General features: G+C 70.1%; 18 protein-coding genes and 2 pseudogenes. 19 read left to right on the forward strand and 1 reads right to left on the reverse strand.

Features of this window, described 5'->3' with window-relative positions:
• Positions 1 to 3 precede the first annotated feature (3 nt).
• From mraY to ACQPZW_RS08285, 19 genes and pseudogenes are all read left to right on the forward strand, one after another.
• The gene (gene mraY, locus ACQPZW_RS08195; RefSeq protein ID WP_433794223.1) at positions 4 to 1,122 is read left to right on the forward strand and encodes a phospho-N-acetylmuramoyl-pentapeptide-transferase; all 1,119 of its coding nucleotides are present in this window, start codon (positions 4 to 6) and stop codon (positions 1,120 to 1,122) included.
• Between the two features lie 69 nt (positions 1,123 to 1,191).
• The gene (locus ACQPZW_RS08200; RefSeq protein ID WP_433794224.1) at positions 1,192 to 2,622 is read left to right on the forward strand and encodes an FtsW/RodA/SpoVE family cell cycle protein; all 1,431 of its coding nucleotides are present in this window, start codon (positions 1,192 to 1,194) and stop codon (positions 2,620 to 2,622) included.
• On the forward strand, positions 2,622 to 3,725 hold the full coding sequence (murG, locus tag ACQPZW_RS08205; RefSeq protein WP_433794225.1) for an undecaprenyldiphospho-muramoylpentapeptide beta-N-acetylglucosaminyltransferase: 1,104 nt from the start codon (positions 2,622 to 2,624) through the stop codon (positions 3,723 to 3,725). Before ACQPZW_RS08200 ends, murG begins: the two co-directional genes overlap by 1 nt.
• Before the next feature lie 32 nt (positions 3,726 to 3,757).
• Positions 3,758 to 5,194, forward strand: a complete 1,437-nt coding sequence (murC, locus tag ACQPZW_RS08210) for a UDP-N-acetylmuramate--L-alanine ligase (RefSeq protein WP_433794226.1) — start codon at positions 3,758 to 3,760, stop codon at positions 5,192 to 5,194.
• A 5-nt stretch (positions 5,195 to 5,199) separates the two neighbouring features.
• Positions 5,200 to 5,970, forward strand: a complete 771-nt coding sequence (locus tag ACQPZW_RS08215) for a cell division protein FtsQ/DivIB (protein WP_433794227.1) — start codon at positions 5,200 to 5,202, stop codon at positions 5,968 to 5,970.
• Positions 5,971 to 6,270: 300 nt separating this feature from the next.
• Positions 6,271 to 7,392 (forward strand): cell division protein FtsZ, encoded by a 1,122-nt coding sequence (gene ftsZ, locus ACQPZW_RS08220; RefSeq protein ID WP_317787628.1) that lies wholly within the window; start codon positions 6,271 to 6,273, stop codon positions 7,390 to 7,392.
• Between the two features lie 58 nt (positions 7,393 to 7,450).
• The gene (locus tag ACQPZW_RS08225; protein ID WP_433794228.1) at positions 7,451 to 8,158 is read left to right on the forward strand and encodes a YggS family pyridoxal phosphate-dependent enzyme; all 708 of its coding nucleotides are present in this window, start codon (positions 7,451 to 7,453) and stop codon (positions 8,156 to 8,158) included.
• A 208-nt stretch (positions 8,159 to 8,366) separates the two neighbouring features.
• Entirely contained in the window at positions 8,367 to 9,110 is a 744-nt protein-coding gene (locus ACQPZW_RS08230) for a cell division protein SepF (RefSeq protein ID WP_433794229.1), read from the forward strand.
• A gap of 88 nt (positions 9,111 to 9,198) precedes the next feature.
• On the forward strand, positions 9,199 to 9,507 hold the full coding sequence (locus ACQPZW_RS08235; RefSeq protein ID WP_360335858.1) for a YggT family protein: 309 nt from the start codon (positions 9,199 to 9,201) through the stop codon (positions 9,505 to 9,507).
• A gap of 43 nt (positions 9,508 to 9,550) precedes the next feature.
• Complete coding sequence (locus ACQPZW_RS08240; RefSeq protein WP_093610607.1) at positions 9,551 to 10,366, forward strand: DivIVA domain-containing protein; 816 nt, start codon at positions 9,551 to 9,553, stop codon at positions 10,364 to 10,366.
• 33 nt (positions 10,367 to 10,399) lie between these two features.
• Positions 10,400 to 11,134, forward strand: coding sequence for a hypothetical protein (locus tag ACQPZW_RS08245; protein WP_433794230.1), 735 nt, complete (start codon positions 10,400 to 10,402; stop codon positions 11,132 to 11,134).
• Between the two features lie 17 nt (positions 11,135 to 11,151).
• On the forward strand, positions 11,152 to 11,433 hold the full coding sequence (locus ACQPZW_RS08250) for a DUF167 domain-containing protein (protein WP_433797471.1): 282 nt from the start codon (positions 11,152 to 11,154) through the stop codon (positions 11,431 to 11,433).
• A gap of 252 nt (positions 11,434 to 11,685) precedes the next feature.
• Positions 11,686 to 12,105: a TraR/DksA family transcriptional regulator gene (locus ACQPZW_RS08255; RefSeq protein WP_433794231.1), complete on the forward strand. Its 420-nt coding sequence runs from the start codon at positions 11,686 to 11,688 to the stop codon at positions 12,103 to 12,105.
• Complete coding sequence (gene lspA, locus ACQPZW_RS08260) at positions 12,102 to 12,737, forward strand: signal peptidase II (protein WP_433797472.1); 636 nt, start codon at positions 12,102 to 12,104, stop codon at positions 12,735 to 12,737. Before ACQPZW_RS08255 ends, lspA begins: the two co-directional genes overlap by 4 nt.
• Positions 12,734 to 13,663 carry an RluA family pseudouridine synthase gene (locus ACQPZW_RS08265; protein ID WP_433794232.1) on the forward strand — a complete coding sequence of 310 codons (930 nt, stop codon included), beginning with the start codon at positions 12,734 to 12,736 and terminating at the stop codon, positions 13,661 to 13,663. Before lspA ends, ACQPZW_RS08265 begins: the two co-directional genes overlap by 4 nt.
• 15 nt (positions 13,664 to 13,678) lie before the next feature.
• A complete protein-coding gene (locus tag ACQPZW_RS08270; protein WP_433794233.1) occupies positions 13,679 to 14,677 on the forward strand; it encodes a hypothetical protein in 999 nt (332 codons plus the stop codon).
• Positions 14,678 to 14,862: 185 nt separating this feature from the next.
• Positions 14,863 to 16,352 (forward strand): annotated as a pseudogene (locus ACQPZW_RS08275) (MinD/ParA family ATP-binding protein).
• 59 nt (positions 16,353 to 16,411) lie between these two features.
• Positions 16,412 to 19,941: pseudogene (gene dnaE, locus ACQPZW_RS08280) on the forward strand (DNA polymerase III subunit alpha).
• A 30-nt stretch (positions 19,942 to 19,971) separates the two neighbouring features.
• A complete protein-coding gene (locus ACQPZW_RS08285; protein ID WP_433794234.1) occupies positions 19,972 to 20,949 on the forward strand; it encodes a hypothetical protein in 978 nt (325 codons plus the stop codon).
• A 116-nt stretch (positions 20,950 to 21,065) separates the two neighbouring features.
• Here ACQPZW_RS08285 and ACQPZW_RS08290 read toward each other — a convergent pair whose 3' ends face one another.
• Positions 21,066 to 21,773 (reverse strand): LON peptidase substrate-binding domain-containing protein, encoded by a 708-nt coding sequence (locus tag ACQPZW_RS08290; RefSeq protein WP_433794235.1) that lies wholly within the window; start codon positions 21,771 to 21,773, stop codon positions 21,066 to 21,068.
• Positions 21,774 to 21,844 lie beyond the last annotated feature (71 nt).

Consider the following 21,844-nt stretch of genomic DNA (forward strand, 5'->3'; position numbering starts at 1 on the left):
CCCGTGAGGGCAGTAATCGTCGCGGCCGCGGTCGCCTTTCTCATCTCGCTCTTCGGCACGCCCCTCGCGATCCGGGTCTTCTCGGCGCTCAAGGCCGGGCAGCCGATCCGCACCATCGGACCCGCCACCCACATGGGCAAGCGGGGCACCCCGACCATGGGCGGCGTGGCGTTCATCATCGCCACCGTCTTCGCCTATGCCGCCGGGCATCTGGCGCTGACCACTCTGCCGGACCGGCAGATCGCCCAGGAGAAGCCGACCATGACCGCCCTGGTCCTGCTCGGCATCTTCGTCTTCTGTGGCGCGGTCGGCTTCCTGGACGACTTCCTGAAGGTGCGCAAGAAGAACTCGGACGGCCTCAGCGCCAAGGGCAAGCTGCTCGGGCAGCTGTTGATCGGCACCGTGTTCGGCATCGCCGCGCTGTACTTCCCGAGCACCAACGGCCAGACCGTCGCCAGCGAGAAGATCTCCTTCATCCGGGACGTGAGCTGGCTGGACGTCGGCAAGGTCGGCTCGGTAATGGTGTTCGTCTTCGTGATCATGGCGATGTCGAACGGCGTGAACCTCACCGACGGCCTCGACGGTCTCGCCACCGGCGCGTCGATCCTGGTCCTCGGCGCCTACTCGCTGATCGGGTTCTGGCAGTACCGGCACTGGTGCGGTGACAACGACTACGTCGGCCAGGCCGGCTCGCAGACCGCACAACACTGTTATCAGGTCCGGGACCCACTCGAGATCGCGATGATCGCGGCCGCGGCGGCCGCGGCCTGTGTCGGCTTCCTCTGGTGGAACACCAACCCGGCCCGGATCTTCATGGGTGACACCGGCGCGCTCGCGCTGGGCGGCCTGATCGGCGGCCTGGCCGTGGCCACCCGCACCACGCTGCTCTCGGTCATCATCGGCGGCCTGTTCGTCATCATCACGATGTCCGTGGTCATCCAGATCATCTCGTTCAAGACCACCGGTAAGCGGGTCTTCCGGATGTCGCCGCTGCAGCACCACTTCGAGCTGGCCGGCTGGAGCGAGGTCAACATCGTGGTCCGGTTCTGGATCATCGCGGGCATCTGCGCGGCGATCGGCCTGGGACTGTTCTACAGCGAGCATCTGGCGGTCATGGGGTAGTGCAGATCTCCCCGCGACACGCCATCGGCGTGACGGGGAGAGATGTGGACATCGGACGATGATGGGGGTATGGCGGACGACCGATCTCAGCAGGCCCGCCCGTCACTGAGCCGGCAGCTCCTGCCCGCCGTGCACGGGCTGCTGGCCAGACCCCTGTCCTCGTACTACCTGCTGATCGCGAGCGGCGCGCTGCTGCTGCTGATCGGTCTCACCATGGTCTTCTCGGCCACCAGCGTGAAGGCGTTCGCGGAGAAGGGCAACGCGTTCACCGAGATCAGCAGCCAGGCGGTGTACGCGCTACTCGGCCTGGTCGCCTTCTGGATCTTCCAGCGGCTGCCCACGGTCACGTTACGGGTGATCGGCCGGGGCCTGCTCGCCCTGTCCGTCGCCCTGCTCACCCTCCTGGCCGCCATGAACGCGCTGGCCTCGGTCGGGGTGCTGAGCCGCAACAGCGACGGCGACCCGACGCTCGGCCCGCTCGTGGCCGACCTGAACTGGCTGGTCTTCGGCTCGTTCAGCATGCAGCCGGGTGAGCTGGCGAAACTGGCCATGGTGCTCTGGACCGCCGACGTGATCGCCCGCAAGGGCCCGGCCCTGGGCCACTGGCGGGAGCTGGCGATGCCGCTGTTCCCCGTGCTCGGCCTGCTCTTCGTCCTCGTCGGCTACAACGACCTGGGCACCATGCTGGTGCTGCTGGCGCTGATCGTCGGCCTGCTCTGGGCGGCCGGGGTCCGGCTGCGGGTCTTCGGCGCGCTGGGCGTGCTGGGCCTGGCCGGCGTCGGCCTGCTGATCGCGGCGGCGTCCCGGGGCGCCGGCTCCGGCACCGCGGGCGAGGAGAACTACCGGTGGCGGCGGCTGACCGCCTTCCTGGAGCCGCTGGCCGACTGCGACACCACCACCGAGGCCGGGCGTTCCTGCTACCAGCTGGCGCAGGGCCGGTCGGCGATCTTCGAGGGCGGCTGGTTCGGCGTCGGCCTGGGCAAGAGCGCCCTCAAGTGGGGCTGGGTGCCGGAGGCGGGCAACGACTTCATCTTCGCGATCGTGGCCGAGGAGCTCGGTGTGGTCGGCTGCGGCGTGGTGCTGGCCCTGCTGTCGGTGCTGGCCTACACCGGGTTCCGGATCGCCCGCCGGGTCAACGACCCGTTCCGCCGTCTCGCCGCCACCGCCATCACCACCTGGCTGGTCGCCCAGGCCGTGATCAACATGGGTGGCGTGGTCGGCCTGCTCCCGATCACCGGTCTCCCGCTCCCGTTCATCTCCGCCGGTGGCACCGCGCTCGTGGTGACGATGGCGGCGGTCGGCATACTGGCGTCGTTCGCCCGGGCCGAACCGGACGCGGCGCGAGCGCTGAACGCCCGTCCGACGCCTCGGTGGGTGCGGCTACTCTGGGCCCCGCTGCCGCCGCTTCCCCCGCCGCGGCGGCCGGGACCGCAGCGTTCGCCTGCCCAGAAAGCGGGCAGCGGCGCGCTCGGTGAAGCGGGGGGCGGGAGGAGACGGTGATGGGGTCGCTGCGGTCGGTCGTGCTCGCCGGCGGAGGCACCGGCGGTCACATCTATCCGCTGCTGGCCTTCGCCGACGCCCTGCGCCGGCACTTCCCGGAGATCCGGATCACCACGTTGGGCAGCCCCAAGGGCATGGAGAACCAGCTGATCCCGGCGGCCGGCTACGACCTGCGCGGCATCCCGGCGTTCCAGTTGCCCCGCTCGCTCAACCTGGACCTGCTGCGCACCCCGGACCGGATGTACAAGTCGGCCCACGCGGCCGGCGAGGTCATCGACGAGGTGCAGGCCCAGGTGGTCGTCGGCTTCGGCGGCTACGTGTCGGTGCCGGCCTATCTGGCGGCGTGGCGTCGTGAGCTGCCGATCGTCATCCACGAGGTCAACGTGCCGCCCGGGGTCGCCAACCGGATGGGCATGAGATTCACCCGGCGCATCGCGGTCGGCTTCCCGCACCAGCTGGAGCAGGCCGAGGCGCTGCGCAACGCCCGCCTGGTCGGCGTCCCGCTGCGGACCGCGATCACCGGTATGGACCGGCCGGCCCTGCGCCCGCAGGCCCTCTACCACTTCGGGCTGCGCCCCGACCTGCCGGTGCTCTTCGTCTCCGGCGGCTCGTCCGGGGCCCGCACGATCAACCTGGCGGTGGCCGCCGCGGCCAAGCGGCTCGCGCACGCCGGCATCCAGGTGCTGCACGTGCAGGGCGGGCGCAACGACCCGTTCGAGGTGCCGACCGACCTGCCGGTTCCCTATGTCGTCGTGCCCTACCTGTCGGACATGCAGCTCGGCTACGCTGCCGCCGACCTGATGCTGTGCCGGGGCGGCGCGATCACGGTGGCCGAGACGACCGCGCTCGGCATGCCGGCGATCTACGTGCCCTACCCGTTCAGCAACCAGGAGCAGCGCCGCAACGCGCTGCCGGTGGTGGAGTCCGGTGGCGGCATGCTGGTCGACAACAGCGAGCTGACGCCGGAGTGGATCGAGAGCAACATCATCCCGTTGGCCCGGGACCGGCAGCGGCTGGCCGCCATGGGCTCGGCCGCGGCCCGCTACGGTCGCCGCGACGGTGACGAGCAGCTGCTGCGCTTCGTTCTCGAAGCCGTGAGCTGACAGAGCTTGATGAGGACTGAGGGAGTGACACTGTGAACACGGCGGAGCTGACGCCGGCCGGCGAGATGACCGCCGAGGACCTGGGCAGCGTGCATCTGATCGGCATCGGTGGTGTCGGCATGGCCGGCCTGGCCCGGTTGCTGCTGACCCGGGGCGTGCCGGTCTCCGGCAGCGAGCTGCGGGAGTGGCCGGCGCTGGCCGCGCTGCGGGCTCTCGGCGGCACGGTGCACATGGCCCACGAGCCGTCCAACCTCGACGGCGTGGACACGGTCGTCTACTCGACCGCGATCCCGCGGGACCATGTGGAGATGGTGGAGGCGCGCCGCCGCGGGCTGCGGGTGCTGCACCGTTCCGAGGCGCTGGCCGCGGCCATGACCGACCGGCAGACCATCGCGGTGGCCGGCACCCACGGCAAGACCACCACCACGTCGATCATGACGGTGATCCTGCAGCACGCCGGTCAGGACCCGTCCTTCGTGATCGGCGGGGAGATGTCGGCGGCCGGGTCGAACGGGCACCACGGGACCGGCCCGCACTTCGTGGCCGAGGCCGACGAGCACGACCGGACGTTCCTGATCTACCGGCCGCACGTGGCGATCATCACCAACATCGAGGGCGACCATCTCAACAACTGGGGCGACCTGGAGACGTTGAAGGCCGGCTTCCTGGAGTTCGGCGGTCTGGCCGACGGGTTCGTGGTGACCTGTGCGGACGGGCCGGGCACCGACGAGCTGATCGCGGGGCTCAAGGCGCAGGGCAAGACCGTCTACACGTACGGGGAGTCGGCCGGCGCGGATCTGCGGATCTTCGACGTCACCTCCTCGGTCAGTGGTGTGCGCTACCGGGCCGAGCTGGACGGGCAGCCGCTCGGTGAGCTCAAACTGGCCCTGCCCGGTACGCACATGGGGCTGAACAGCGCGGCGACCGTGCTCACCGCGCTGAAGCTGGGCATCGAGCTGTCGAAGGTGACCGAGGCGCTGGAGTCGTTCCCGGGCGTCCGCCGCCGCTTCGAGCGCAAGGGCATCGCGGCCGGTGTGCGGGTGTACGACGAGTACGCGTACCACCCGACCTCGGTGAAGGCGGCTCTGCGCACGCTGCGTGAGGTGGCCGGTGACGGCCGGCTGCTGGTGGTCTTCCAGCCGTACCGGGTGTACCGCACCCGTGACCTGGAGGCGGACCTGGCCGACGGTCTCGCGGTCGCCGACGAGGTGCTCTGCATGGAGGTCTTCGGGCCGGGCGAGACCCGCGGCCCGGGCGAGGGCGGCCGGGCGCTGACCGCGGCGATCGACCTGCCCGGCGAGCGCAAGGTCTTCATCCCGGACTGGGAGGACGTGCCGGCCGAGGTGGTGCGGCGCAGCCGTCCCGGCGACGTCGTGGTGACCATGGGTGCGCCGCCGATCTCGCTGATGGGCGACGAGCTGCTGGCCGCGCTGGCCGAGGCCGACCACCGGCCGGACCTGGCCGGGTAGCGACGATGGCCGGCGGGGGCTCGCGTAACTGGCGGCTGGTCCGGGCCGACACGGACGCGGTGCCGCCGTCGGCCCGGCGCTTCATGGCGCGGGCCAGGCAGCGGCGCCTGCGCGCCGCGATGCCCTGGCTGATCGGCGCCGGCGCGCTGCTGGCCGTCGGCGGTCTGGTCTGGCTGGTGTACGGCACCGCGGTGCTCGGGGTTCGCGAGGTCCGCGTGGTCGGGGCCCAGATCCTCACGCCGGAGCAGGTGCGGGCCGCCGCCGCCGTGGAGCCGGAGCTGCCGTTGGCCCGGGTCGACCTGGACGAGGTCGGCGCGCGGATCAGGAAGCTGCCGCCGGTGGACCGCGTGCTGGTGAGCCGGAGCTGGCCGTCGGCCGTGGTGATCGAGGTGGTGGAGCGGACGGCGGTGGCCGCCGTGCCGGCGCGGGACGGTCAGTTCGTGCTGATCGACGACGAGGGGGTGCCGTTCCGTGCGGTGCCCGCCGCGCCGAAGGGCCTGCCGCTGGCCCGGCTCGGCACGCCGGGGGCCGGTGACGAGAACACCGGCTCGGCCCTGACGGTGCTGGCCGCGCTCAGCGACGAGCTGCGCGAGCAACTGGTGGCGATCTCGGTGCCGTCGCCGGTGCAGATCCGGCTGGAGCTGCGCAACGGCCGGGTGGTCATCTGGGGTGACGACACCAAGAGCGAGCGCAAGAGCACGGTCGCCACGGTGCTGCTGAAGCAGAAGGGCGACGAGATCGACGTGAGCGCCGTGAAAGTGGTGACCATACGCTAGCCATCCGGTTATTCGGACAAAGCGTGATGAACGCAATAAAAGGTTCAAGGTTACGGGTGAGTCGGATACTCACCTCCTACGCGCACGCGACACGCCGCCCCGGGTCTTTGGATGCGGCGGCATGTCCGCATACGTTGCGTCGAGAGGTTCGACTGGTTGACATAACTCTGAACCTCTAGTAGAGGGTGAGGGTTTCCTCGCCTTCCTTTTCCTATGTATGGCAGCGGATGTCGAAGTGCGGTTCCCGGGACCGCAGGGGCCGTCGACATCCGCCAACCCCGGAAGGGATGGCTGAGCCCGATGACACCTCCGCACAACTATCTTGCGGTCATCAAGGTCGTCGGCATCGGCGGTGGTGGCGTGAACGCCGTCAACCGCATGATCGAAGTTGGGCTCAAGGGTGTGGAGTTCATCGCGATCAACACCGATGCGCAGGCACTGTTGATGAGCGACGCCGACGTCAAACTGGACGTCGGCCGGGAGCTGACGCGTGGCCTGGGGGCCGGCGCGCAGCCCGAGGTCGGCAAGAACGCCGCCGAGGACCACCGCGACGAGATCGAGGAGGTCCTCAAGGGGGCCGACATGGTCTTCGTGACGTGCGGCGAGGGTGGCGGCACCGGCACCGGCGGCGCGCCCGTGGTCGCCAACATCGCCCGCAAGCTGGGCGCCCTCACGATCGGCGTGGTCACCCGCCCGTTCAACTTCGAGGGCAAGCGCCGCCAGGTGCAGGCCGAGGCCGGCATCGACGAGCTGCGCAACCAGTGCGACACCCTGATCGTGATCCCGAACGACCGGCTGCTCGCCCTCGGCGACCGCGGCATCAGCATGATGGACGCGTTCCGTCAGGCCGACCAGGTGCTGCTCTCCGGTGTGCAGGGCATCACCGACCTGATCACCACGCCGGGTCTGATCAACCTGGACTTCGCCGACGTGAAGAGCGTCATGAGCAACGCCGGCAGCGCCCTCATGGGCATCGGCAGCGCCCGTGGCGACAACCGCGCGGTCGAGGCCGCCGAGAAGGCGATCTCCAGCCCGCTGCTGGAGCAGAGCATGGACGGCGCCCGCGGCGTGCTGCTCTCCATCGCCGGCGGTTCGGACCTCGGTCTCTTCGAGATCAACGACGCGGCGCAGCTGGTGACCGACGCGGCCCACCCGGACGCGAACATCATCTTCGGCGCGGTCATCGACGACGCTCTCGGCGACGAGGTGCGGGTCACCGTGATCGCGGCCGGCTTCGACGCGGGCGCGCCCGCCTACAAGCCGTCCGAGCCGGCGCGCAAGGTGCCAGCCCCGTCGACCGGGAGCTCGCTGCCCCCGGTCCCGCCGCCGGTCACCCCGCCGCCGAGCACGCCGTCACCGCGTACCAGCCGGGTGCTCTTCGACGACGTGGACGTGCCGGACTTCCTGAAGAACGGTTCCTGACGCGGCCTTTTGCGCCGTTTCGTGACGCCTCTCCCGTACCCCTCAAGAAGGTTGAACCTTGACCGACGCCGGACGGCGCGCTGAGCTCGCCGCCAATCTCGAGCGGGTGCGGGAGCGCATCGCGCAAGCCTGCGCGGCGGCCGGGAGGCCGCCGGACTCGGTCACCCTGACCGCGGTGACCAAGACCTACCCGGCGAGCGACGTCCTGTTGCTCGCCGGGCTCGGTGTCACCGACGTGGCCGAGAACCGGGATCAGGAGGCGTCCGCCAAGGTGGACGCCGTGCGCGCCGGGGGCGCGCGACCACGCTGGCACTTCGTCGGCCAGTTGCAGCGCAACAAGGTCAAATCGGTTCTGGGGTACGCCGATGTGGTCGAGTCGGTGGACTCGGTGCGCCTGGCCGACGCGCTGGGCCGGGCCGCCGCCGGGCGCGAGGAACCGCTCGAGGCGCTGATCCAGGTCAGTCTGGACGGTGATCCGGCACGTGGGGGCGTGTTCGGAGATGATCTCTGGCGGGTATCCGACGCGGTGACCTCATCGGAGGGTCTGCGACTCGGTGGCCTGATGGCGGTGGCCCCGCTCGGGGAGGACCCCGGCGCGGCCTTCGCTCGTCTGGCCGAAATCGCAGGTCAGATGGCCTCTCGGTATCCCGGCGCGACGACCGTCTCGGCGGGCATGAGCGGCGATCTGGAGGCCGCCGTCCGGTATGGGGCGACACACGTACGGATCGGTACTTCTTTACTCGGGATGCGAAACTCGCTGCGGTAGCCTTGCGGCGGGCAGCAAACTACACAGGTGTTGTTCAACGCGACGAACCGCCACGGGTCGCGCGTTGGGTGGCGCGGCGTCGCAGCGGGTCGTGGGTCCGATAAGGATCCGTTCCGGCTCGCAAGGGGGGACGCGGCACGCCGAGGGGGCGCGCGCCGCAACAGCGGACGGAGGGTGGGGGCATGGACTCTCGGCAGGGAGAGGTGGCATGAGCGGAGGCGCGTTTCGCAAGGCGGGCGTCTGGCTCGGCCTCGTCGAGGAGGACGACGACCGCGGTTATGACGACCGCGGCTACCGGGAGAGCTCCTACCGGTCACGTGAGCGTGACCGGGATCGTGACCGTGACCGCTACTCCAGCGATCGGTATTCGTCGGCTGACGAGTTCGCCGACGAGGACGACGAGGAGGAGCGCGCCGTCCCGCGTGCGCGCACCGAGCGCCGCGAGCGCGAGCGGCTCTCCACCGCACGGCAGGACCGTGACCTCGATCGGGATCGTGACCGGGACGAGAGCGAGCGCCTCGATCGGGCGAGCGTCCGCTCCATCACCCGGCCGGCCCCGGCGCCGGAGCAGTCCTCGTCGCTGACCTACTCCTCCCGGGAGAACCTGGCGCTCAAGCCGCAGCCGGTGGCCCACCCGCAGCCGGTGCACCAGCGTCCGGTCGAGGAGGAGCAGCGTTACCAGATCACCACGCTGCACCCGACGACGTACCGGGAGGCGCGGACGATCGGCGAGCACTTCCGCGACGGGGTGCCGGTGATCATCAACCTCACCGAGATGGACGAGTCGGACGCTCGGCGTCTGGTCGACTTCGCCGCCGGGCTGGCTTTCGGCCTGCGGGGTACGATCGAGCGCGTCACCAACCGGGTCTTCCTGCTGTCTCCGGCGAATGTCCAGGTCACCGCGGAGGACAAGGCCAAGATCGCAGAGGGCGGCTTCTTCGCCCAGGGCTGACCAGCTCTGGGCGGCCGCCCGTCGATCCTGCTCCGGCGGGTGACGCAAGATCCGGCTTTGATTGACCCGAACGAGGGATCCACCTGACGTGCTGTCGATCGTGCTCCAGATCCTCTACATATTGCTGTACCTCTTCATGATGGTGCTGCTGGCCAGGTTCGTGCTGAGTGCCGTCCTGCAGTACGGACGGCGCTGGCAGCCGAGCCGGGGGGCGTCGGCAGCCCTCGAAGCCGTGTGGAGCGTCACGGATCCGCCTCTCAGGGCGTTGAGGCGTGTGATCCCACCGCTGCGCATTGGTAACGTGAGTTTGGACCTGGCTTCCATCGTGCTGCTGGTTATCCTGTTCGTGCTCATGAACGTGGTACTCGCAAGATTGATCGCATCGCAATACAGCTAGACAGCAGCCCCAACCGCGGCCGCGACTGACCCGAGGAGTTTCGATGCCGCTGACCCCGGCCGACGTGCACAACGTCGCCTTCAAGAAGCCCCCGATCGGCAAGCGGGGGTATGACGAGGAGGAGGTCGACGCTTTCCTTGACGAGGTGGAGCGCGAGCTCGCCCGTCTCATCGAGGAGAACAACGAGCTGCGTGCCCAGGTGGAGCGCGGCGGGCGGGGTGGCGCTCCGGCCGGCCCGGGCGCTGATCCGCGTTTGGCAGCCGAGCTCAACGACCTGAAAGCGCAGCTGGACCGCGTGCAGCGGGACAAGACGGCAGCCGAGCAGGCAGCCCGTCAGATGCAGGCCGAGCTGGACCAGGTCCGTGCTCAGGGCCCCGGCCCCGGCGCTCCCGCCGGTGGCGCGGACGGCGAGCAGCAGGCCCTGCGTGTGCTCATGATGGCCCAGCGCACCGCCGACGACCACGTCGCCGACGCGCGCCGTGAGGCCGACAAGCTTCTCTCCGACGCCCGCTCCAAGGCGGAGGAGGTCACCCGCGAGGCGCGGGCCAAGGCCGACGCCCTCGAGCGGGATGCCCGTCAGCGCCACCAGGAGGCCATGGGCGGCCTGGACGCGAAGCGGACCGCACTGCAGAAGCACATCGAGGAGCTGAAGCAGTTCGAGCGGGAGTACCGCACGCGTCTGAAGGCGTACCTGGAGAGCCAGCTGCGTGACCTGGACGGCCGTGGCCAGGGCCTCGAGGCCGAGCTGACCCGTGCCGACTCCGGTCGTGCCATCGGCGGCTCCGGTGGTCTCGCCGCCGCCGGTCTGGCCAGCTCCTACAGCGGTGGCCGTACCAACTCCATCGAATCGGGCCGCTGACCGCAGCCCACCGCACCGCGACGAGGATGAGCCATGATCGTTGCTAGTCTCCTGCTCATCCCCGTCGCGGTTCTGTTTCTCGCGTTGGGCCTGGTCAACGGCTCAAGCAGTCTTCTCATAACCTCGATCGTGGTCAGTCTGCTGGCCGCGGTCGCCCTGGTCATCGGCACCCGTCAGGCCGCGGCCAAGCGTGCCGAGGTGCCGGTCGACCGGCCGGCCCGCCGGGAGTCGCCGCCCGTCTTCGCCGAGGACCCCGCTCCCGTCTCCGTCGACGATTCCGCCCGATATGACGAGCCCACCCCGGTCGATGTGGATCTCGAAGCGGACGCGGCACGGGCGGCCGGCGCCAGGGACACGGCGACCCGTCTGGGTGACCGGCGGGAGCCCGCCGCAGATTATGTCGATTCCGACTCCGCGGTCGATTCCGGCGCGCCCGCCGACGGGTCCGGCGAGCACGCCTGGCGGCCGGTGGCCGCCGAGACGATGGAGCAGGCCGACGAGTTCGCCGAGCCGGACGACGACGACCCGGACGACGAGCCGCTGCCGCAGTCGGTGCGGCCGGCCGACGCCGTGCTGATCGCACGGTTCGACACCGAGGTGCTGGTGGTCGACGGGCGTCCGCGTTACCACATGGCCGACTGTCCGCATCTGGTCGGCCGCCTGACCGAGGCGCTGCCGGTCAACGAGGGGGTCGAGCTCGGCTTCAGCCCGTGCGGCCTGTGCCGTCCGGTGGACCGGCTCGTCGCGGCCGTGGCCAACCAGCGTTGAGCTCGCGGCCGGCCGGGGTGTCGGTGGCAGTCCGGGTGCGGCCCGGCGCCGGGCGGACCAGGGTGGGCGGGTGTTACGAGGGGCCACACGGGCCGGCGCTGATCGTCGCGGTGGGCGCTCCCGCGGTCGACGGCAAGGCCACCGAGGCGGTGCGGAAGGCGCTGGCCGGCGCGCTGGGGGTGCGGGCCGGCGAGGTGTCGCTGCGGCTCGGCGCCACCAGCCGGGACAAGGTGTTCACCGTCACTGCGCCGCCTGACTCGTGGACGAGCCGACTCACGGAGCTTCGTGACAACGAATAGTGATCACAAGGTCACTGGGGGTGTATCGTCGGTGATTCGGCGAGCGGCTGGGCGCTTCCTGGTGCTATGTCTGATCTGGCAGTGATGGCGGGTTGTCGTGGTAGTTCACGTTCCGTATCCTTGCCACTCCCCGTCCGTGCGGGGCCACCGACCGTGTCGTGCGGGACGGACCAGACAGAGGGCGGCCCGGCCTACGGCCGCCCGTTTTTCGTAGACCGCTGATCGCCGCCGACGGCGGCCGAGGGAGCGACGATGGCCAAGGCAACGGAGACCCGGCCCGGATCCAACGGCGTTGCCGCGGAGCGGGTCCGCGACGAGGCGGAGACCGAACGGATCCGGCAGGCGCTGGTCGCGCGCCTCGACGAGCTGCAGGGCGAGTACGATCAGGCGCTCAGCGAGATCACCGAGCTGCAGCGCGAGCGGCTGGCCGACTCGGCCGGGGACGACCTGGCCGACACGGGCACCAAGACGTTCGAGCGCGAGCAGGAGATCACGCTGGCCAATACTCTGCTCGAGCGGATCACACAGGTCGAACGCGCGATCGATCGGCTCGGGTCGGGCAACTACGGTTGGTGCGAGCGGTGCGGCACCCAGATCCCGGTCGAGCGGCTGGCTGCGTTCCCCTCCGCCACGCTCTGTGTCTCGTGTAAGCAGTTGGAGGAACGACGCTGAACGCCGACGAACAGGCCGCGCAGGGGTTCAAGCCCCGTGCGGTGGCCGTCCTGGCTGCGACCGCGGTCATCGCCGTGGCGGTGGACCAGTGGGTCAAGCACCTCTCCACCGAGAACCTGGATCCCGGCGAGCCGGTCCGCATCCTCGGTGGCCTGATCTATCTGTCGCTGATGCGCAACGGCGGAGCCGCGTTCAGTCTCGGCAGCGACTACACCTGGATCTTCCCGGTGATCACCTTCGTGGTGGTCGGCGTGATCGGGTGGCTGGCGTTCCGGCTGCGATCGGTGCCGTGGGCCGTCTCCCTCGGCCTGGTGCTGGGTGGCGCCCTGGGCAACCTGGGCGACCGGCTGTTCCGCGCGCCCGGCCCGTTCCAGGGGCACGTGGTCGACATGATCAGCCTCTTCGCTCCGTACGCGGAGAAGTTCGCGGTCTTCAACATCGCGGACAGCTGTCTCACCGTCGGGGTCTGTCTGGCCGTGCTGCTGGAGCTGACCGGCCGTCAGCGTGACGGCACGCGCCTGGTGAACGAGAAGAAGACCGCACCGGCCGAGACCGCATCCACTCAGACCGCATCGACCGAGGCTGCATCGGCCGAGGCTGCATCGGCCAAGGCCAAGGAGGAGACCGCATGAGCGGGCAGCGTTCCCTGCCGGTGCCGGACGGGCTCGACGGGATGCGGCTCGACCAGGCCGTGTCCCGGCTCTTCGGGCTGTCCCGGACCGCGGCGGCCACCCTCGTCGAGTCCGGTGACGCGCTGGTCGACGGGGTTCCACGGCTCAAGTCGGAGAAGGTCGCAGCCGGCTCCTGGCTGGAGGTGACCCTCCCGTCGCCGGTCGCGCCGCCCGTCGTGGTGGCCGAGCCGGTGCACGGCCTCGGCATCATCTACAGCGACGACGACATCGTGGTGGTCGACAAGCCCGTCGGGGTCGCCGCGCACCCCAGCCCCGGCTGGACCGGCCCGACCGTGATCGGCGGGCTGGCCGCGATGGGGCAGAACGTGGCCACCAGCGGCGCCGCCGAGCGACAGGGCGTCGTGCACCGGCTCGACGTGGGCACCACCGGGCTGATGGTGGTGGCCAAGAGCGAGCAGGCGTACACCCATTTGAAGCGGGCCTTCAAGGAGCGCGAGGTGGAGAAGCGGTACCACGCCGTGGTCCAGGGACACCTCGATCCGCTGCGGGGCACCATCGACGCGCCCATCGACCGGCACCCGACCGCCGACTGGAAGTTCGCGGTCATGTCCGACGGGAAGCCGAGCGTGACCCACTACGACACGATCGAGGCGTTCCGGTCGGCCAGCCTGGTGGACGTGCGGCTGGAGACGGGACGGACGCACCAGATCCGGGTGCACATGTCGGCGATGCGGCACCCCTGCGTGGGTGACACGGCGTACGGGGCGGACCCGACGCTGGCGGCCCGGCTCAAACTGGACCGGCAGTGGCTGCACGCCCGGGAACTGGCATTCGCACACCCCCGAACGTATGAGGAGGTGCGGTTCGTCAGCGATTACCCTGACGACCTGAAACACGCGCTGGACGTCCTCCAGGACGCCGGCTGACCGTCGGGAGTGAACGTGGGCCCCGCGACCCGTATGCGGGCGGTCCTCGTCGGGTTCGGGGCCGCGGCGCTCCGGTTGCAGATCATGACCGGAGTGTCGCTGGTCGCTATCGGTGTACTGGTCCTCGTGGTCTTCCTCGCCGACCGGGAGCCGCCGGCCGGCGAGGAACCGGGTGACCTGCTGCGGGTGGGCGTCGTGGAGGGCCAGTCGGTCAGCGGCTATCTCCGGTCGTCGCGGGACGAGCTGACCCGCCTCAAGGACACGCCGGGGCCGGTCGCCGAGACGTGGGCGCTGGTCGCCTTCAACCGCTACGCGACAGCGGACGGCTTGCCCGGGATGCTGGCCGGCGCGCAGGTGGCCGAGGTGTATACGCGAGTGCCCCTGGAGGACGCGCGCACTCCGGTGCTCCGGATCCCGGTGGTGGAGCTGCCCGCCGACGTGACCGCGGGGATGATCGGGGCGGCTCGGGCCCGGGATCGAGAGCAGGCCGACTACCAGCGGCTGGGCGGGGAGCTGACCGGGGACGGGCGGACCGAGGCGCGGCTGCGGACGGCGTACGAGAGTGCCGCCCGGCTGGCCGCGCAGGAGGCGGCGGCGTACCGGGCGGGCTGCGAGTGCGTCTTCGCCGCGGTGGTCCGCGCCACGCCGGCGGTCCTCGACGGGATCTCGGCCCGGCCGTGGGTGCGGGTGGTGGACCCGGCTCCGGAGGTGAGCCGGCTGGATCGTACGGAATTCCGCCCTCCCCTGCCCGAGGAGGTGGACCTGGCGTCGCCGGACGCGTCGGCCGTGCCATCCCCGGTGGTGAGCGTTGCCTCACCCACCCCGGCACCGTTACCGTCGTCGATCGAGGCTGATGTGACATCCGCCTCACCAAACAATTCAGGCGGGACGCCCTCGCCTGCCGTATTCCCCTCCGACGGGTTGGGTGCCGTACCCTCGGCAGCGGAAGCGAGTCCAGCTCATGAAGGTGCCGGAGTGTCTCCCGTGGCGTCCAGCGGGGATTCCGGCCGTTAGGTTTTCCGTCCGGCGAAACGTTCGGGTGGAGGCTCGTGCACGACCGCCGCGGCAGCATGTGATCAAGAACGACCGGGGGATGGGCTGTCGGCCGGTGGCCCGAATAGGGTCTCATCCGTAGCCTGTCAGGGGCGAGCGAGACCATCGCCGTGAAAGATGCCGGGTAGGCGCAGAAAGGACGAGCCGTGGACGGGACCGAGACCGGCTGGGGCCGGCCTGCGGAACCAGCCCCGCGCTGGCGGGCGCTGCTCGACCGTGCCCGGCACGCCGGCCGCAGCGAGGAGCCGGAGGAGGCGCCCAAGCAGCCGGAGACGCCCCCGCAGCAGCAGCAACAGTGGGGTCAGCAGGGTCAGCAACTGCCGACCCGCGGCGCCGCGGCGGTGGGCCGCCCGGTCAATCCGCTCGACCCGAGGCAGGCGCCCCAGCAGCAGCCCGGGGGTATGAGCAGCGCCCGCCGGCCGAGCCGCAGCGCCCGGCCGTCCCGCAGCGGCCGATCAACCCGCTCGACCCCCGCTGGCAGGGCCGCCGCGAGCCGGAGCAGCCGCCGCAGCAGCACAACTTCTTCGAGCCGTCCCCGAGGGCGCAGCCTTCGCGCGACTACGGCTCGGGCCATCCGCCCAACGGGTATGCGCCGCCGGCTCCCAACGGTTACCAGCAGCAGCCCGCGCAGGCGTACGCCCCTCAGCAGGCGTACCCACCGGCGCCCGCTCCGCCGCAGCCGCAGATGCCGTCGCCACAGATGCCGCAGCCGCAGATGCCGCCGCCGCAGGCGCCCGCCCCGCAGCCGGCTCCCGGCCGGGCCGCCGCGCCGGTCTCCCCGGCGCCCGCCGCGGCCCGCATCGAGTGGCGGCAGCCCCGCTCCGAGGACGGCCTGGACCGCGCCGTCTCGATCATGCGGCGCAAGCTGGGCACGCCCCGGGTGCTGGCGTTCGCCAACCCCAAGGGCGGTGTGCACAAGACCACCGCGACCGTGCTGGCCGCGGCCACCATCGGCAGCGTCCGCGGGCGCGGCGTGCTGGCCTGGGACGACAACGAGCTGCGCGGCACCCTCGGCCTGCGTGCCGGCAGCGCCCGGCACGCGCGGACCATCAAGCACCTGCTGGCCGATCTGATGCGGATCGAGAGCCTGCACGGCGACGCCCTGCTCCAAGAGCTGGACGCCTATCTGCGGCACGCCTCCGACGGGTCATACGACGTGCTCGCCGGCGAGGAGAACCCACGGTTCGCCCAGCGGCTCGACCAGGGGACCGTGCGCCGGGTGATGGACCTGCTCCGCCGGACCCACGACGTGATCTGCGTCGACACCGGCAACAACGTGGAGAGCGTCAACTGGCAGACCGTCATGCGGTCGGCCGACCAGTTGGTGATCACCACGGTGCCCCGGGAGGACGCCGCCTTCACCGCCGACTGGATGCTCGACGTGCTGGAGGAGGGCGGGCAGGGCGACATGGTGGCCAACGCCGTGACGCTCATCTCGTGCCCGTCGCCGGGCAATCTGCCGCTGCTGGAGGACTTCAAACGGCACTTCGCGACCCGGACCAGGGCGGTCGCCGTGGTGCCGTACGACCCGGCCCTGGAGGTCGGCTCCTCCATCGAGTATGGCGACCTCCAGCAGGAGACCCGGCAGGCGTGGCTGCGCGCGGCGTCGGTGATGTTGGAGCCCTTCGCGGAGTAGGTTCTGTCATACGCCGGGGCTAGGCTTCACGGCACCGTTCGCGGAAGAGGGGGTTCCGGGTGTCTGACTCGTTTGTGCACCTGCATGTGCACACAGAGTATTCAATGCTCGACGGGGCGGCCCGCGTCAAAGAACTTCTCTCGGAGGCGAAGCGGCTCGGCATGCCGGCCGCGGCGATCACCGACCACGGCAACATGCACGGCGCGTATGACTTCTACAAGCAGGCAAAAGACGCCGGAGTGATCCCGGTCATCGGCGTCGAGGCGTATGTGGCGCCCGAGTCCCGGCTGGACAAGAAGCGCATCAAGTGGGGCCGGCCGGAGCAGAAATCGGACGACGTCTCTGGTAACGGTGCGTATACGCACATGACCATGTGGGCGCGTAACGCGGTCGGCCTGAAGAACCTTTTCCGGCTCAACTCGCGGGCCTCCATCGAGGGCCAGCTCGGTAAGTACCCGCGGATGGACTTCGACATCATCGCGGAGCACTCCGAGGGCATCATGGGCACCACCGGCTGCCCGTCCGGCATCGTGCAGACCCGGCTGCGGCTGGGCCACTTCGACGAGGCGCTCAAGTCCGCCGCGATGTATCAGGAGGCGCTAGGCAGGGAGCACTACTTCCTGGAGATCATGGACCACGGTCTGTCGATCGAGAAGCGGGTCCGCGACGGCCTGCTGGAGATCGGCAAGAAACTGGGCATCCCGCCGCTGGTCACCAACGACTCGCACTACGTGCACGAGGAGCAGTCCGCGGCCCACGACGTGCTGCTGTGCGTGCAGACCGGCAGCAACGTGGCCGACCCCAACCGGTTCCGCTTCGACGGCTCCGGCTACTTCGTGAAGTCGGCCGACCAGATGCGCGCCGTCGACTCGTCGGAGGCGTGGCAGGACGGCTGCCGCAACACCCTGCTGGTGGCCGAGAAGGTGGACATCGAGGGGATGTTCACCTTCAAGAACCTGATGCCCCGGTTCCCCATCCCGGACGGGTTCACCGAGGAGGAGTATTTCCGGCACGTCGCCTTCGAGGGCCTGCGCCGGCGCTTCCCGGACGGCATCCCGGAGACGCACGTCAAACAGGCCGACTACGAGCTGGGCGTCATCATCTCGATGGGCTTCCCGGCGTACTTCCTGGTGGTCGCCGACTTCATCCAGTGGGCGAAGAACAACGGCATCGCGGTGGGCCCGGGCCGTGGCTCGGCGGCGGGGTCGCTCATCGCGTACGCCATGGGCATCACCGACCTCGACCCGCTCCCGCACGGCCTGATCTTCGAGCGGTTCCTCAACCCCGAGCGCATCTCGATGCCCGATGTCGACATCGACTTCGACGACCGGCGGCGGGCCGAGGTGATCCGCTACGTCACCGAGAAGTGGGGCGACGACAAGGTCGCGCAGATCGCCACGTTCGGCACGATCAAGGCCAAGGCCGCCATCAAGGACTCGGCCCGGGTCCTGGGGTATCCGTTCGCGGTCGGCGACAAGATCACCAAGGCGATGCCCCGGACGTCATGGGCAAGGGCATCACCCTCGGCGGCATCTTCAACAAGGACGACAAGCGGTACAACGAGGCCGGCGAGGTCCGCGGCCTCTACGAGACCGACCCGGACGTCAAGAAGGTCATCGACACCGCCCGGGGCATCGAGGGCCTGATCCGGCAGACCGGTGTGCACGCCGCCGGCGTCATCATGAGCGCCGAGCCGATCATCGACCACATCCCGCTGATGCGCCGGGCCAGCGACGGCGTGATCATCACGCAGTTCGACTACCCGACCTGCGAGACGCTCGGCCTGCTGAAGATGGACTTCCTGGGCCTGCGCAACCTGACCATCCTCGACGACGCCAACCGCAACGTCGAGCTCAACCACGGCCGCAAACTCGACCTGCTGTCACTGCCGCTGGACGACCCGAAGGCCTATGAGCTGCTGTCCCGCGGCGACACGCTCGGCGTGTTCCAGCTCGACGGCGGACCCATGCGCTCGCTGCTGCGCCTGATGAAACCGGACAACTTCGAGGACATCTCCGCCGTCCTGGCGCTCTACCGCCCCGGCCCGATGGGCGTCGACTCGCACACCAACTACGCGCTCCGCAAGAACAAGCTCCAGGAGATCACCCCGATCCACCCGGAGCTGGAGGAGCCGCTGCGGGAGATCCTCGAGCCGACCTACGGCCTGATCGTCTACCAGGAGCAGGTGCAGCGCGCCGCGCAGATCCTCGCCGGCTACACCCTCGGCCAGGCCGACCTGCTCCGCCGCGCCATGGGCAAGAAGAAGAAGGAGATCCTCGACAAGGAGTTCATCCCGTTCCGGGACGGCTGCCGCGAGCACGGCTACTCCGACGAGGCGATCCAGGCGGTGTGGGACGTGCTGGTCCCGTTCGCCGGCTACGCGTTCAACAAGGCGCACTCCGCGGCGTACGGTCTGGTGTCCTTCTGGACCGCCTATCTGAAGGCGCACTATCCGGCCGAGTACATGGCCGGTCTGCTCACCAGTGTCGGCGACGACAAGGACAAGATGGCCATGTATTTGGCGGAGTGCCGCCGCATGGGCATCCAGGTGCTGCCGCCGGACGTGAACCAGTCGGCCGGGCCGTTCACCCCGGTCGGCAAGGACATCCGGTTCGGCCTGGGTGCGGTCCGTAACGTCGGCGGCAACGTGGTCGAGGCGATCGTCCGCTGCCGCAAGGAGAAATCCGAGTATGCCGACTTCTACGACTTCCTGTCCAAGGTCGACGCGGTGGCCTGCAACAAGAGGACGATCGAGTCGCTGATCAAGGCGGGCGCCTTCGACTCGATGGGGCACAGCCGCAAGAGTCTGCTCGCCGTGCACGCCGAGGCCATCGATGCGTACGCGGACGTCAAGCGCAACGAGGCCGCCGGGCAGTTCGACCTGTTCGGGGCGTTCGGTGACGAGGCCGGGGGCTCGGCCGCGGTCAGCATGCCCCCGATCGGCGACAGCGAGTGGGACAAGCGCGACAAGCTGGCCTTCGAGCGGGAGATGCTCGGCCTCTACGTCTCCGACCACCCGCTCGCCGGTCTGGAGGTGATGCTGGCCAACGCGGCGGACACCAGCATCGCGGCGCTCAACGAGGAGGGCTCGGTCCCCGACGGGCAGGTCGTCACCCTGGCCGGCATCCTCACCGGCGTCCAGCGGCGGATCACCAAGCAGGGCCGGTCGTGGGCGTCGGCCACCCTGGAGGACCTGGCCGGTGGAGTCGAGGCGCTGTTCTTCCCGAACACGTACGAGCTGGTCGGGCAGTACATCGCCGAGGACGCGATCGTGGTCGTCAAGGGCCGTATCGACCGGCGTGACGACCAGGCCCGGATCATGGCGATGGACATGTCCATCCCCGACATCTCCCACAACCCGGACAACAAGCCGGTCACCCTCACCATGCCGATCACCAGGTGTACGCCACCGATGGTCGACTCGCTCAAGGAGATCCTGGTGAGCCACCCCGGCGACACCGAGGTGCATGTCCATCTGCAGAACGGCAGCCGGACCACCGTCATGCGGCTCGGTGGAGTCCGGGTCGCGGCGACTCCCGCCCTGCGCGCCGACCTGAAGATGATCCTCGGCCCGTCGGCCGTGGCCTGACGGTCCCGGCTGATCTGGAAGGATCGCAGGGTGGCGTACCCGAGTGAACAGCAGCCTTTCGAGGGACCGGCGCCGACGGACTGGCGACAGTGGTTTCGACTGCAGGGCCGGCCCCGGCCGTTGCAACGGTCGTATTCCGTCGCCTTCGGTGTGGCGGCCGTCATCGCCGTCCTCGGGGCACTCCTCGGGCTGCTCTGGGGCTGGCTGGCGCCGACGATTCCGGTGGTCAAGCTCGCCGACGGCTCGATCGTGGTCACCGACCCGTCGCCCGAGCAGTACATTGCGGCTGACGGCTGGTTCACCCTGCTCGGCCTCGGGTTCGGGCTTATCGTGACGATCGGCTCGTGGCTGGTGCTGCGCCGCGACCGCGGGCCGTTCCTGCTGCTCGGCATCGTGGGCGGCACCTTCGTGGCCGGTCGCTGGGTGGCCCCGGCAGTCGGGGAGCTCCTCGGCCGCGACGCCTACCTGGACTGGACGGCGGCGGCGGCCCAGGGCGCCACCTATCTCGCGCCGCCGGAGGTGCAGTCGCTCGGGCCGAAACTGGTGCCGGCCTTCATCGCGGCGATCGTGGTCACCCTCCTGGCGGGCTGGTCCAACGATCCGGATCTCGATCATCCGGGCGCGCACCCGGGCTACGGGCCGAACCATGACTACCCGCCCTACGGGCCGGGCCCCGGTGACCAGGCGCCGGGCGGTGAGCCCGCCCCGTATGCCATGCCGGGCGGGCACCCTTCGCCTTATGCGGTGCCGGGTGATCAGTCTTCGCCTTATGCGGTGCCGGGTGACCAGTCTTCGCCTTATGCGGCGCCGGGTGACCAGCCTTCGCCTTACGCGGTGCCGGGTGACCAGTCTTCGCCTTACGCGGTGCCGGCAGATCAGACCTCGTCTCTTACGCAGTCGTCGGGGACGGCCGGCAATGGCGTGGCCCCTGAACGGCCGGACACGGAGCCGGCCCAGCCGCCCGCCGCTTCCGGACGGCCCCGAGAGGAGCCACGCCAGCCCTCCTGAGGGGCCGCATCAGCCCGGGAGCCGCGGTGCGGTCCGGCGGGGGTGCGGACATCGCGGGGTAGGCCCGCGAGGGGGCCGATGCGGTTGGGGAGTGGTGGACCGTACCCGATCAGGCTCTAGTTCGGGCTGACCGGCCGCGCCAGGTCGGAGAGCGGGACCGGCACCGCTCTGACCCGGGCCAGCAGGCCCGCCTCGCGGGTGAGGATCCTCAGCTCGGTGCGGAGACGGCCGGCGGTGTCCGGGGTGGCCAGGAGCATCTGGCGTTCCTCGACGGTGAGCTGGGCGGTCGCGGCGATCAGGTGGGACAGGACGGTCGGATCGTCGGGCACCTGCTCCAGGACCTCGCTGTTGGGCCGCAGCAGCTCCAGATAGGTGCGGAACGCGGTCAGCACGCGCGGGGCCAGCAACTGGGCGGTGGCGCTCGGCTCGTCCTCGTCGGGCAGCCACTCGACCTGGGCCGTCAGGTACGGCTCGGCGCCCTGCTCGACGCTGAGGACCGTGAAACGGCGGCGGCCGACGGTCATGATGTCGAAGCGGCCGTCCGGCAGCTCGGTGACATGTCGCAGCTCAGCGGTGCAGCCCACCTCGTAGAGGTCGGCGGCGGCAACCGGAGGGGCGGGGGCGGCGCCGTCCTCCCCGGGATCGGGCGTGACCTCACTGCCATGCCTGAGGGTGACGACGCCGAACTCGTGCGGTGTCCCCTCGGACTTGGCCACCAGCTCACGCACGAGGGCGCGGTAACGCTCCTCGAAAATGTGCAAGGGCAGCACCAGACCGGGGAAGAGCACCGTGCTCAGCGGGAAGACCGGCAGCCGATCGCTCACGCTCTCAGCCTAGTCGCCCGCAGACCATGGTCAACCCGCTGAGGCGCCGCGCATCGGTATTCAGCCACTCG

It is taken from the genome of Actinoplanes sp. CA-252034, from assembly GCF_050956125.1.
Classification (GTDB): domain Bacteria; phylum Actinomycetota; class Actinomycetes; order Mycobacteriales; family Micromonosporaceae; genus Actinoplanes.